The organism is Micromonospora sp. NPDC023814 (genome assembly GCF_040639595.1).
Lineage (GTDB): Bacteria > Actinomycetota > Actinomycetes > Mycobacteriales > Micromonosporaceae > Micromonospora.
Genome location: NZ_JBFAAF010000014.1, coordinates 119,683 through 133,362, shown reverse-complemented (window position 1 = coordinate 133,362; position 13,680 = coordinate 119,683). Strand labels below are relative to the sequence as shown.

The window sequence follows — 13,680 nt, the reverse complement described above, 5'->3', positions numbered from 1 at the left end:
GCCGTCCGCCCTGCTCACCAGGCGTGTTGGGCAGTGTCACGATGATCCTCTTCCTGTCTCCCAGCAAGCCTAGCTTCACCGGGGAGGCTGCCTCATCTCAGCCTGGCAGACAGGGGAGCCGAGGCTGAAAGTCGCGATACCGGCAAACCGGCCACCGCTAATTGATCATCGAGACATGGCCACGCCCCCGGCAACACGCCCCGAGAGGCGGCCCAAAGCCGCGCCTCGCCGACTCAGGGAGACGCCCGCCGCCGCGTCGGAGCCGCAACGACGACCGTCACCGACAGCGACGCCGAAGCTTCCCCAACCACGCCGGCACGGCTTACCGGCTCGCCGCCCGCGGTCATCCGGTCATCGCGGGACCTCGCCGCACCCTCGCCGGTTGCGCCCCCGGTAGACGACGGCAGCATCCAACCCGACCACGTGAATGTTGGTCAGCACGGACGCAAGCAGCAGACGCGTCACCCTCGACGAGGACGCCGCGGGCCGACGGCGACCTTCGCGCCCTGCCCCACTGGAGCCCACCAGCGGCAAGCCGCAGCTCGCCGTGGTGCCACCACCCCGACCGGCCGCGCGACTGGTGATCGATCCGCTGCATCCTTGTTCGCGAGGCGCAGGACCGTCAGTGCGACCCGGTAACCTGCCGTGAGGGCCGCGCAGCACGACAGCAGGGAGGGCACGTGGGAGACGACGCCCGCTCCCGACCGGTGTTCCGCCAAGTGCCGGCGGACATGTTCACCTTCACCACCACCGACCGGGCCGATCTCCACACCGCCGTCATGCAGGTCTTCGGCGACGCCCACGAACGGCTGGTCGCCGCACTCACCTTCGACGAAATCCTCGCCGCGCTGCCCGGCGTCGGCTGGTACGAACCGGTCACCGACAGCTCCCTCGACTACACCCTCGGGGCGCTGCACAAGTACGGGCTCATCGAGCGTACCCAGAACCACACCGCCCACTACGCCTCCGCCGCCGAGTACGAACGGCGCAACCTGCACTACTCGCTGAGCCGCAAGGGCGAGGCCGCCTACGAGGGCGTGCTACACGCGGTGCAGCACCTGTCCTCCACCGGAGCGCTGCAGACAGCCGTGCTCGACGCCATCCTCGACCGCCTCGGTGAACTGCACGACCTGCTCGCCGCCGACGCCACTCCCGATCGGCGCGTGTACGCCGCCCTCATGGAACTCGAAGGGCACCTTGGCGGCCTGCGAGCCAGCACCAAACAGTTCAACGGCCAGCTTCAGCGGCTGCTGCGTGAGGAGGGCGCCGATCCGGACACGTTCGCCGAGGTCAAGCAGGCCACCATCGCCTACCTGTCGGAGTTTGTCACCAACCTGGACGGACGCCGGCAGGTGATCTCCGAGGCGGTGGCCCGCATCCAGCAGCGCGGCGTCACCATCCTGCATCACCGGGCCCTGCGCGGCGCCGACTTGCCGACCCTGCCCGGCGGCAGCGATCCCGCCCCGCGCTGGCTTGAGCAGCGCGCCGCGCGGTGGGACGGCTTGTGCGCGTGGTTCCGGCCCGGCGACGGCGCCCGCCCCCGAATCGACCAGCTCGCCGACGTCGCCCGGCGCGCCATCGTCGCCCTGATGCGGGCCTTGGAACGGCTGACCGACAGCCGGCGGCGTGGCACCAGCACCGCCGCCGACTTCCGTGCGCTGGCCCGATGGTTCGCGACCTGCGACAACGACGAGGCGGCGCACACGTTGTGGTCCACAGCCTTCGGGCTGTGGCCCGCCCGGCACACCCACCTCGCACTGGACGACCCGACGGCGGTACCGGCCACCACGTCGTGGTGGCACGCCCCGGCGGTGCCCGTGTCCCCGTTGTTGCGCACCACCGGACAGACGGACAAGGTCGCCCGTACAGCCAAGGTCCGCGACACCGCCGAGGTACGCCGGCTCCGTCGCGAGCGGGTGGTGGCCGAGCGGGCGGAGCTCGAGCGAGCGTGGCGGCAGCTGGCCACTCCCGGGCCGGTGCGACTGTCGGCGTTCGGGCAGCTCGACCCGGGCAGCTTCGCACGCCTGCTGGAGCTGCTGTCGCGGGCGCTGTCCGCGCCCGAACGGCACGGCGCGCGGCACGCCGCGACGGCCGACGGTCGGCTGGTGGTGACGCTGACCGACGCTCATAGTTCGGGCCGCGCGCTGCTGCGGACACCACACGGCGTGCTGTCCGCTCCGGATCTACTGGTCTCGATCAGCGAGGCCCGCCCGGCGCCTCCGGATGTCAGCCGAGCCCCGGTCGAGGCCGCCACCAACGTGCCAGCGATGCGCGACGCCGCCGAGCGGGCAGAGGCGCCCGACGGCGCCAGCCGACCCGGCCACCGCGGTGAGGCCTCAACGGCATCGATCAAAGGACGGTCGGCATGAGCGATCTGCGCAGCGAACTCGACCGTGAGCGAGCCGTCGAGCGTGCCCAGGCGATCCGCGCTCTGCTGGCCCGCCCCCTGCTCACCCGCGACACCGGGGCCGCCGACTTCGCACTGGTCGTGCGACACCGCGCCGACCTGGTCACCTGGTTCGACACGCACACTGGCTGGCGGTTGATTGTCGAACCCCGCGCCGGCTACGCCCGGCTGACGAAGACATCACCTCGACCGCCAGTCGACCGTCCCGCCCGACGCCCGCGCGGCGCACGAGGCCCGCTCGACCGTCGCCGCTACACCCTGCTCTGCCTGGTGGCCGCCGAACTGTTGGCCGGGCCGGTGACCACCATCGGCATCGTGGCCGAGCGGCTGGCCCAGGCATCCGCCGTCGAGCCGGACATCGCCGGGTTCGACAGCTCCCGGCACGACGACCGCCGAGCGTACGTCGACGCCCTGCTCGTGCTAGAGGAGCTGGGTGTGCTCACCGCCGTTGACGGCAGCACCGACTCTTACCTGCAACACGCCGACGCCAAGGTGCTCTACCGGGTCGACAGCGCCAGACTGGTCCGGCTGCTCGCCACACGGCAGGCACCGTCGCGGCTGCCCGACCGGGATGTGGCCGCGCTGGTACACGAGCCTCGCTACGGCGGCGCCGACGATCCCGGCGCTGATGTCTCCGACGAGCAGCGCAACCGCTGGCTGCGGCATTCCATCGTGCGGCGACTCCTCGACGACCCGGTGGTCTACTTCAACGACCTGTCCGACGCGCAACGCGGCTACGCGGCCAGCATCACCGGCCGTCGGATGCTGCGCACCGCGGTGGCCGAGGCGGGGATGCTGCTGGAGGAACGCGCCGAAGGGCTCCTTGCCGTCGACCCGGACGCCCTGGCCACGGACGAGAGGTTCCCGGCTGGCGGCAGCGTCGCCGGGCAGGCGGCGCTGTTGCTGCTCGACACCGTTCTCGCTGCCCGCCCCAACGCGGTCGACGAGGAGCAGCTGGTCCGGCAGCTCGCCATCCGCTTCGCGGCGGTGCCGCAGTGGGCGCGCACCTACCGCTCCGACGGCGGGCCGCAGCGGTTGACCAGCGAAGCGCTTGCCCTGCTCGCTCGATTCGGGCTCGTTGACGGGGCGGGCGGAAAGGTTCGCGCGCTGCCCGCCGCCGCCCGCTACGCCATCGGCGCGCCCACCGTCGTCAAACCCACCCCAACCAGGAGCCGCCGGTGACCGTCCTGACCCTGCCCAGCGGTGACGCCTCCGCCGGCACGCTGCGTACCGACCGCTGGCAGCCCACCCGGGCCGGCGTGCTCAACGTCTGGCGCTACTACGACGAGGTGTTCACCTTCCACCGCGGTCGACTGCTGCTGCGTGGCCCCAACGGCACCGGCAAGTCCAAGGCGTTGGAACTGCTGCTGCCTTACCTGCTCGACGCCAACCTGCGCCCCTCGCGGCTGTCCACGTTCGGTGGTTCCGAACGCACCATGCACTGGAACCTGATGGGCGACGGCTACCCGCACACCACCAGGGTGGGCTACGTGTGGCTGGAGTTCGGGCACGACGGTGACGACGCAGCGCGCTGGTTCACCTGCGGCGCTCGGCTGGCCGCCTCCACCAACACCCGCACCGTCGACGCCACCTACTTCACCACCGAACTTCGGGTGGGTTCCAGCGGCGGTCTGTCCCTGATGAAGGACGGCAACGTCCCGTTGACCCGCCAGGACCTGACTCACGCCCTCGGTGACCGAGGCGTCGTGCATACCGGCGCGGAATCCTATCGCCGCGCGGTACGCGAGACGCTGTTCCGCGGGCTCAACGAGACACAGTACGAGGCGCTGATCGCGACCCTGCTGCAACTGCGTACACCAAAACTGTCTGAGCATCTGAACCCCGACGCGTTGTCCGAGGTGCTGTCCAAGGCCCTGCCGCCCCTGGACGCCGCTGACCTGGCCGAGATCGCCGAAGGCTTCGAGCAACTGGACCGGCGGCGCGAGCGTTTGGCTCGGCTCGACGAGGAAGTGACCGCGGCACGCCGGCTCGCCGAACGCCAGCAGCGGTACGCGCGCCGGGCGTTGCGGCGCGGCGCCGCCGAAGTCGTCGCGGCCACCACCAAGCTCGACAACGTCACCCGGGACGCCCGCCAGCGCCGGCAGGAACACGCGACAGCCGCCGCCGAGCTGGCACAGGTGAGCACCGCCATCAGCGACAACGAACGCGAACAAGCCGTCACCGAGGAAACCATCGGCGGCCTACGCGACAGCGACGCCTACCGTGAGGGCCAGCAGCTCGATCAGCTACGGCGGGAGGCGGCAACCGCCCAACGAACCGCCGAGCAGGCCGCCGCAGCGGCAGGCAAGCGCCGCGCAGAGGCAGCGAAGGCCGCTCAACGGGCAGAGGGTCTCGTCGCGGAACTCGCCACCATCGCCGCGCAGGCCAGCAGGTCCTGGCGCGACACCACCGCTGCGGCGCTGTCCGCCGGGATGGCCACCCTCGTCGAGCCACTCGCAGCTGAGACCGCCGACCGGGCCCGTCAACTGCTACGCGGGATCATCCGCGCGCGAGAGGACGAGATCGCTGCCGTCGCCGCCGCGTTGGCAGAACACGGACGGGTGGTGGCCGAGCGCGACCGGACGCAGGACCGCCGCGAGCGACGGACCGCTGAACGCGATGCGGCCGGCGCCGCGCTGCGGCAGGTCAAGCGGACCTACGACGAGGAGGTCGCCGGACTGCGCGACGCCATCGCCCGCTGGGCGTCGGGCTGTGCGGTCCTGCCGGTCGCCGGCAGGGCAACGGACCTGGCGGACCTGGTGGGGGATGAGGTAGCTCTCAACAGTCTGGTTGGCGACCTGTCGGCCACCGTACGCGAACAGCTCGCCATGGCACACGCGGACCAGCGGGCACGCGACACCGAGCTGGTGCGGCGGCGAGAACCACTCACTGGCAGGCTAGCGGCGCTGTCACGGACGACCACCCTCGAACCGGCGGCGCCGCGGCAGCGCACGGCGCCCCGCGATGACCGACCCGGCGCCCCGCTGTGGCGCCTGGTGGACTGGCGGCCCGACGTGCCGGCCGAGGTGCAGGCCGCCGTGGAGGCCGGCCTCGAGGCGTCCGGCATCCTCGACGCCTGGATCTGGCCCGACGGATCGGTGACCTCGGACCGCCGTGGCCACGACACCTACCTGGCCGCCGCTACCGCGCTGCCCGCGCCGCACGAGTCTCTGCTCGCGGTGCTCGCGCCCGACGAGCGGGCGCCCGTACCGGCTGCGCTGGTCGCCGCCGCGCTCGCCGGCGTGGCATTCGGGCCGGGCGCCCCCACCACGTCGCAGCTGTCGGCGCCGACGGCAGTTGGCGGCTCGGCCCGCTACACGGCAGCGCCCGCAAGCCGGATGTGCAGTTTCTGGGCGCGGCAGCCCGGGAGCGGACCCGGCAGCGGGAGATGAGCGAGCTGACGACTGAACTCGCCGACATCGACGCCGAGCGCGCCACGGTGGCTGAGACGAGCAGGCAACTGGCCGAGCGGCGCACCACGCTGCAGGCAGAGCTGGCAGCTCGACCGGATCACCGCCCGGTCGTGCGTGCGGCCGAACAGATCGACCGGGCCGAGCTGAAGCTGGCCGGCGCACAGGACCTCCTCGACGAGGCCGACCGTGAGGCCGTCGCCGCCGACGAGGCTGTCCGCGCCGCGCTGCGCGAGCTGACCCTCGTCGGCTCCCGGCACGGCCTGCCCACCGCCGCGGCGGACCTCGCCCGGCTGACCGACGCGCTGCGGACACTGCGGCAGGCGGCCGAAGGGTGGTTGACCGACCGCGGCCGGGAAGAGCACACCGCCACGCGGCTCGACGACGCCCGCGAGACCGCCAGCCACGCCATGGAGTTGGCTGAGGAGGAGGCGGCTCGCACCCAGGTCGCTGAGGAGAACGCCGCCGGCCTGGCAGCCCGCCTCGACGCGGTGGAGCGGACCGTCGGCGTCGAGTACCGGGCCGTTCTCGACGAGGTGCACCGGCTGCGCACCCACGCGGAGGCACTCAAACAGCACCTGCGACTATTGCGCCCTCGCCACGAGGCCCTCATCGGGCAACTGCACGAGCTCAACGCCCGCGCCGAACGCGCCGAACAGGACCGCGACGAAGCCACCGGCGTCCGCGACAACGCGGTTGCTCGGTTGGCCCGACTCGTCGACCTGCTCGGCGCCGACGCGGCGCTCGCCACCGACCTGTCCGCCGTCGGTGCCGTGACCGCGACCCTGCAGGCCGCGCGGCAGCTCGCCGAGGAAATCGGCAACCTGCCGCACGGTCCTCGCCACCTGCGTCAGGACGAAGGCGAGCTCGGCAACGTGCTGCACCTCATCAGCGCGTCGCTTGCCGGCTACGCCGACCTGGCCATGATCGCCGACGAACAGTGCGACGTGCAGGTCGTCACGGCCACGGTCGACGGTCTGCGGACCACGCCCACGGCCCTGGTGCACCGGCTCACCACCGAACGGGACGAGATGCGGGCTCACCTGACCGAGGAGGAGCGACAGCTGTTCGACCGCACGCTCACCGGTGACACCCGCCGCCACGTCGCGCAGCGGATCCGGCAGGCCGCTGATCTGGTCCGCGAGGTCAGCGCACAACTCGAACGGGTGCGGACCGTGTCCGGCCTCGGCGTCCGACTGATCTGGGAGGTCAACAGCGACCTCGACGCCCGGCTACGGCAGGCCCGGGAACTCCTGCTGCAGGACCCGGCGCGACTGACCGAGACCCAGCGGGCAGCCCTGCACGACTTCTTCCGCGCCCGCATCGACGACATCCGCAACGCGGGTTCCACCGAGGGCTGGGAACAGCAGCTGGGCGAAGCCCTCGACTACCGGCGATGGCACCGGTTCGTCGTGCAGATCCGTTCCGGCACCGGCGACTGGTCGCCGGTCACCCGACGCCAGCACGGCGCCAAGTCGGGCGGGGAAAAGGCCATCGTGCTGCACCTGCCGCTGTTCGCGGCAGCCGGCGCGCACTACCGCGCGGCCCCCACGGCACCTCGACTGATCCTCCTCGACGAGGTCTTCGTCGGCGTGGACCAGACCAACCGTGGGCAGCTGATGGCCGTGCTGAAAGCCCTCGACCTCGACCTGCTGCTCACCTCCGACCAGGAGTGGTGCACCTATGCGCAGGTCGACGGCATCGCCATCCACCAGTTGATCGCCGGCGGGGAGGACGGCGACGACGCCGTCACCACCGCCCGCTTCGTCTGGACCGGTCACGACGTCGTGGCCGACGACGAGCCATGACGGCAGGCCGGTTCGACCGTCCGGAACTCGCAACGCTCTGGGCGGAGCTTCGACGCCGATTCGAAAACACCGACGGCCGAGTGAGCCGAGTACGCCTGCGCGGCCTCCAGCCCAGCGAGCGGGCCGCGCTGGCCGACCTCCTCGGGCTCGCGTACACCCCGGATCCGGAGGTGACCGTTTCCGTTCCGGTGCTCGACACGATCCTGCTTGCCGCCACCAGCGGACTAGACACCCGAGGCGTGGTGGAAGCGATCGGTGGTCCCCTCACCAGTCGGGTAGAGCAGCGCCGGCAACACGCCGCCGAGCGTGCCGCACTGTGGCAGTGGGCGCGCGAGCATCCCACCGTCCTCGCGGAGCCTGCCCTGCTCGCCTGGCTGGATCGCGTTCGCGCCGGCGGCCTCGTCGCTGGCGACACGTCCGCCACACGCACCCTGCTGGAGCAGGCCTTCGAAGTCCTTGCGGCGCTGCCCGTGACCGGCGAGCCGCTCGCGGTGCTGGCTGCCCGTCTCACCGGCGATTCCCACGCTCTCGACGAGGACAGTCGGCTCGGCAAGGTGGTGCTTCGGGCCTTGGCCGTGCTGCGCGACGAGGACACGCCGAGCGACGCGGAGAGTCGTCGACGGCTGTGGGAGCACTCGGGAGTCGCATGCGACGAGCTGTCGACCTCCGTCCTGGTCGCAGGAATGCGGCCCGCCGGCGACGGCCCGCTCGCACGAGGATTAGGCACCTGGGCGGACGCCGGTGAAGCATCCGCGGTCACCCTGGCTCAACTCAACCGCCATCCGGTCGGCCGACTACAGGGACCGGTGTTCGTCGTGGAGAACCCGGCGGTGATGGCGGTCGCGCTGCAGCGGTTCGGTGCCGCCTGCCCACCCCTGATCTGCGTCGCCGGATGGCCGAGCACGGCGGCGATCGTGTTGCTACGAAAGATCGCCGCCACCGGAGCGAAGCTGCGCTACCACGGAGACGTCGACGGAGAAGGCCTGCGGATCGCCGCGCACGTGATGAGCAAGACAGGCGCGCAACCGTGGCTGCTCCACGCAGAGGACTACCGAGGCGCGGTGCCGGATGCGGGCCCACCAGCGGGCCGAGTCGACGACACGCCGTGGGACCCGCGGTTGGCTGAGGCCGTGCGTGCACACGGCATAGCCCTGCTGGAGGAAGTGGTCGTGGACTCCTTGCTCGCCGATATGGGAGCACACATCGACGCCCGCGATATGGAAATGACCGGCATGCGGCCCGGGGAGGGTCAGGGCCCCGGCAAAGGCGTTAGGTGATGCCGAGCAGTGCCAGGGGGCGGGTGCTATCGCGAACGTGATGTCGGGGTGGCGGCGGCGATGCTGGTGACCCCGGTCAGGCGTAGGGCGCCAATGGCGGCGTTGCGTGAAGCGGCCATGACCTCGGGTCCGGTGCCGGTACGGATCTGGCTGCGGTCTTCGCCATAGGTGATGTCGCGAACCCAGTGGACCGTGTACTCGATCGACCAATGGCGGTGGATCCACGCTGCCAGTTGCGCCGGTTTCGCCTGGTGGACGCGAAGGTCGATCATGGCGCAGACGTTTCGGTAGTGAAGCGTTTCGGCTGGCCCAGGCGGCGTCTGCCTGCTCAGCCGACATCACTGACCCGGCCACTGACGGTTCTTCGCGGGCAGCCAACCCCACCGCCCGCGAAGAACCCCTTAAGCCTTCGCCACCCTCACCAACTGAAGCCTGACCCGCGACCGGCTGAACTTGGGGGCACGCCCGGCCCGGATGTCGCGGCCCGAGTCAGGTTTCGGTGGTACGGGCGGCGAACCGTCGGGCGGCCTTGGTGAGACGGTTTCGTCGGGGATCGGCGGCGAGCGCGGCCATGCCCGGTAAGTCGACCGGGCGGTCGCCGGGTGCGGCGTCGGCAGCGAGGGTGACCAGGTCGGCCAGGCCAGGCCTGATCCCGGAGGACAGCAGCATCGGCAGCGCCGCCGACGCCACCTGCCAGACCGCCTCGCGGGCACCGGCCCTGAGCACCTCGGTCAGCGGCTCGACGACCCGCTGCAGCACGATCCGACCGGCGGCGGCGAGGGCACCGATCTCCGCCCCGATGCCGGCGCTGTCCCAGTCCAGCCGGGCGGCCAGGGTGATCAGCGCGTCTCCGGCCGCCAGCCGTACGGGTTGCCGATGGTTGGCGAGCGCGTACGCCAGGGTCGACCACATCGCCGGGCCAGCCGGGCCGTCGGCAGCCGCGAGACCGCTGAGGAATCCCGTGCCGATGTTGCCCCGCTCCACCGCCGCAGCCACGAACGGCTGGAGGTGCGCGGCCATGACCTCCCGATGCGACGGCGCGATCATCGGCCACAGCGCCAGGTCCCCAGTCCACCGGATGTAGTTCATCCGCTGGACCACGCCGAGCGGCTCGGCGAGCTCGGCCGGCAGGCCGGCCGGGTCCACCATCGCGATCCGCCGGCCGGACCCGTACGGCTGGTGACCGACCTCCTCCACCCAGGTGCGCGGCTCGACCCGGGCGGCCAGCGCTGCGGCGAACCGGCGCCCTCCGGGAGAGACGAGACGCCCCGCGCCGGCTTGGACGACCTCGTCCACCTCGCGCGGCAGCCGCAGGATGGCCTGCGTCAGGTCGGCGTGGCCCGGCTGCCAGCCGTCGTGTTCGGCCTTGCGCAGCAAATTGAGCACTCGATCGGGATCGACATGCCCGGCGACGGTGGCCGGCGTGGCCAACAGCGCCGGTGGCGGCTCCTTGAGTAGCCGTCCGGCGAGCTCGGTGACCCGGCGTTCCAGAAAGCGCGTCACTGGATGCGGCTGCACCACCCGGTACGGCGTCTCATCCGACACGTAGCTGCCGGTGGCGGCGGCGACCACGGCCGGCCACGGTCCGGTCCACTGCGGGATCATCGGCTTCAGCACCCGCTCGGCAGCGGCGCGGTCGCCCCGCGCCGCCCGCACCAGCCCGTCGAGCAGCAGCTCGTGCCGGACGGGATCGTCGTTGCCCTTGCGGAACACGATCGCCAACTCGCCGGCAAGCGCGCCGAGATCCAACGGCGGCGGCATCTCCGCCGGCGGCTCCGCGACGCGCGTGGGAACTCCAACAGGAGCGGGAGGCGCGGCGCCGAGCAGCCCCGCCAGCCGGTACGCGACCACGCCGTCAAGCGCCGGCAGCTCGTCCCGCAGCCGCTTCCGGGAGTCCTCCGACAGCGTTGGCAGCCCTCTCTCGATCAGGTCGAGTGTGCCCTCGGCGAGGTCAGGCACCGGATGGAACAGTCCGACCACCAGCCCGTCCAGCATCTGCTCGACCGGAAGCGTCCGTAGCCACTTCAAATGTGCCCGCACCAGCGTCTTCTCCTGGCGGGCCAGCATGCTCTGGGTGATCTCCAGGAGGGCAGCCGGATGCAGCGCGGACACCCGGTGCAGGTCGCGCAGCCCGGTGTACGCGAGGTTCGCGACCGTCGACATCGGTGCGGTCAGCAGGCCAATCAGCTCCTGCCGGTGCACGGCCAACTCGTCGAGGGTCGGTGCCAGCTGCCTGAGCAATTCGAGGTACGGCTGGAGCAACCCCTTCCGCCCACCGGCCCGCAACCGGCGCAAGCACCCCGCGATGAGCACCCGCCGGTCGATCCGGCCGCTGGCGGCCAGCTCGAGCAGGGCCGGAGGCCAGTCCCGGCCGGCCACGCCGGTTACGAAAGCGGCAGCCACCCGGTCATCGTCGAAAAGGTACGGCACCACGTGGTCGAGCCACGGGTCGCTGGCCAGGACAGCGGCTAGCGAGGAGTTGCCACGCCGCATCGCCACGTACTGCGCCACGGCCGCGGGCGTGTCCGGCGGCCCGGCACCCACGGCCCGCATCAGCGCCTCGGTGAACGGCCAGTGAGCGGCCCCCCGGATCCGCGAGCCGGACCGGCGCAGCAGGTGCCGGGCCAGGCTGGCACCCCAATCGGCGCCACGCACCCGGAGCAGGCCGGGCACCATCTCGGGTGACACCCGCAGCGACGGGCCCGCGGACCACGGCCGGTACAACCGCTTGACCGCGTCAGCGACGGCGGGAGCGCAGGCGAGCATGGCCATGGCGAGGACCGCGTGGCGGCGCTCGTTCAGCTCTCTGGCCTCGTGCATGGCCCGCCACTCCAGTCGCTGCTGCTCGAAGCCGCGCTGGCGTTCCTGCCGCTGCGACCGCTGACGCGCCATGAGCGCCCGGATCCCGGCGAGGTCGCGGGGAATCTCCTCCCCGGGAGCGGTCATGAACACGAAACCGAAGGTGCCCGACGTGGGCAGCTCCGGCTCCGGCTCGGGCTCGGGCGGGGGCAGCACGACCGGCTTCGGCTCGGCACGGGTCGGCGTGTGCCCCTCCAGCGCCGGCAGCAGGGTGGCCCGCTCCCCGGCGTCCAGACCGGCGAGCGTCTCCCCGAGCGCGTCGAAGTCGGCCGCGTCGATCCGCGCGCACACCTCGCGCCACACGTCACTCACCGCGCGTCACCCCGTTCTCCTCGCTGAACATCGCTGCCACGACGTGCTTGCACGGCCCGCGCAAGCCCTGATGCTCGGCCCACCAGGCGCAGGTGCAGGCGTACCCGGCGCCGCGTCGGTGCACGAGATAGGTCGAACCGCCAGAGGTGACCTCCACGCCTGCGGCGCTCGGCACCAACCCGCCCGCCGCCCCCAGCGCCCGCGCCGCCGCCAGCCGTGGATGCAGCGCGGCCACGAGATCGGCCCGGTAGGGCAGCGGACGGTGGAACGACGCCGCCGCCGCGATGTCGTAGCCCACCTGGCCCGCCGTAGCGAGCGCGGCAAGGGCGGATGTGGCCCGCGTACCGTCCCAGCCCATCCGCTCGGCGACCGACGACCGGTCGACGACCGGGTAGGTGACCAGCAGGGCGTTCAACGCTTCGGCGTCGGTGTCGACGGACCCGGCTCCGAGGTCGGCCAGCAGTTGACCGTCCCCGGCGAAGCCGTGGTGCACGGCGGTCGACAGCAGCAGCGTGAACCGGGCCGTGCCGAAGTCGAGCACCCAGCCGCTCACCTGGGCCGGCGCGCCGCTGACCGGCGGCGCGTAGAGGGTGACGGTGCGCGCGAGAGGAAGCAGCGAACGTAGTACCGACAGGCGGTATCCGTCCGCCACGCAGATCGCACCGCCATCCGGCCGGCTCGTGGAGCGCCAGCCGGTCGCGGCCGGCATCAACCAACGCGTCCGCCGGCCGGTGCGCGCCGACACCTCGGCCAGCAGCGCGACCGCGCGTCCCGGACGGAGCTCCAACCGCGGGTCCATCGGCAGCGCGTGCGCCGACACCTCGGCCAACCCGCGCAGCCACCGTTCTGGCAGGGGCACCCGCTTCTCGACGACGCGCCCGTCGAGCGTCGACACGGCGAGCTCGTCCTCGCCGACCGCCAGACGCAACGGGTCCCCGGCCCCGACGCGGGTCAGCGCGGTGTACAACTCGGGGTTGATATCCACGTTGGTCACACCCTGACCCACCGGCGCGCCGTCCAGTTCATCGGCGGCCAGGTCCAGGCGCCCGTACACGCCGCCGCAGGCCGACAGCGCCTCTAGCCGCAGCCGTTCGCCGTCGCCGGTGACCACCGGATCTCGTCCTCCCGGACTACGCACCGGCCGGAAGTCGGCAGCCGCGATATCGGCCAGTGCCAGCAGCCCGCCAGCCACCACCCGGGGCGTACGCACGAAACCGGCGAAGAAGGTCTGCTCGTCAACCCGGTCCGGCGACGACGTGGCAAGGGCCAGCGTGTCGCCGACCACGCCCGACGCGTGCCGGTAGATCCTGGTGTCCACCACGGACGGGCTCGCACTCAATGCTCGATCCTTTCTGAGGTCCCGCTGCGCGGTGTCCGGGAATGGTGCCACGCGCCGCGCAGACCGCGCCGTCCTCGGCGGCCGTCCGGAACGGATCGACGGTGACCCCCGCTCCCGACGGTGAGCGATACGCGGCAGCTAACCCGACCCGTACGACACTTCCTCGGCGACCGGCACTGCCCGCCGCCCTCCCCGGCGACGATGGTGAGTGCTCCCGCCGATTGCGCCGCTGCCCCGACCCTGGCCGGCGGCCGGCGATCGGCGTCGT

The 13,680-nt window shown here is 72.1% G+C and carries 6 protein-coding genes and 1 pseudogene; 4 read left to right on the top strand and 3 right to left on the bottom strand.

Translation table 11 applies throughout. The features are described from left to right. Positions 1–680 precede the first annotated feature (680 nt). From AB0G14_RS10760 to AB0G14_RS10745, 4 genes and pseudogenes are all read left to right on the top strand, one after another. Positions 681–2,369: a TIGR02677 family protein gene (locus AB0G14_RS10760; RefSeq protein WP_357695946.1), complete on the top strand. Its 1,689-nt coding sequence runs from the start codon at positions 681–683 to the stop codon at positions 2,367–2,369. Further along, the gene (locus tag AB0G14_RS10755; RefSeq protein WP_357695944.1) at positions 2,366–3,589 is read left to right on the top strand and encodes a TIGR02678 family protein; all 1,224 of its coding nucleotides are present in this window, start codon (positions 2,366–2,368) and stop codon (positions 3,587–3,589) included. Before AB0G14_RS10760 ends, AB0G14_RS10755 begins: the two co-directional genes overlap by 4 nt. Continuing rightward, positions 3,586–7,625 (top strand): annotated as a pseudogene (locus AB0G14_RS10750) (TIGR02680 family protein). The gene AB0G14_RS10755 and the pseudogene AB0G14_RS10750 overlap by 4 nt, the downstream one beginning before the upstream one ends. After that, positions 7,622–8,902, top strand: coding sequence for a TIGR02679 family protein (locus tag AB0G14_RS10745; RefSeq protein WP_357695942.1), 1,281 nt, complete (start codon positions 7,622–7,624; stop codon positions 8,900–8,902). Before AB0G14_RS10750 ends, AB0G14_RS10745 begins: the two are co-directional and overlap by 4 nt. A 26-nt stretch (positions 8,903–8,928) precedes the next feature. On the opposite strand, the gene AB0G14_RS10740 is transcribed toward AB0G14_RS10745, so the two are convergent. The 3 genes from AB0G14_RS10740 to AB0G14_RS10730 all read right to left on the bottom strand — a co-directional run bounded on the left by AB0G14_RS10740 (position 8,929) and on the right by AB0G14_RS10730 (position 13,412). Continuing rightward, positions 8,929–9,174: a hypothetical protein gene (locus AB0G14_RS10740; protein ID WP_357695940.1), complete on the bottom strand. Its 246-nt coding sequence runs from the start codon at positions 9,172–9,174 to the stop codon at positions 8,929–8,931. 217 nt (positions 9,175–9,391) lie between these two features. Then, entirely contained in the window at positions 9,392–12,073 is a 2,682-nt protein-coding gene (locus tag AB0G14_RS10735) for a DUF6493 family protein (RefSeq protein WP_357695938.1), read from the bottom strand. Continuing rightward, positions 12,066–13,412: an SWIM zinc finger family protein gene (locus AB0G14_RS10730; protein ID WP_357695936.1), complete on the bottom strand. Its 1,347-nt coding sequence runs from the start codon at positions 13,410–13,412 to the stop codon at positions 12,066–12,068. The genes AB0G14_RS10735 and AB0G14_RS10730 overlap by 8 nt, the downstream gene beginning before the upstream one ends. Between the last annotated feature and the right edge of the window lie 268 nt (positions 13,413–13,680).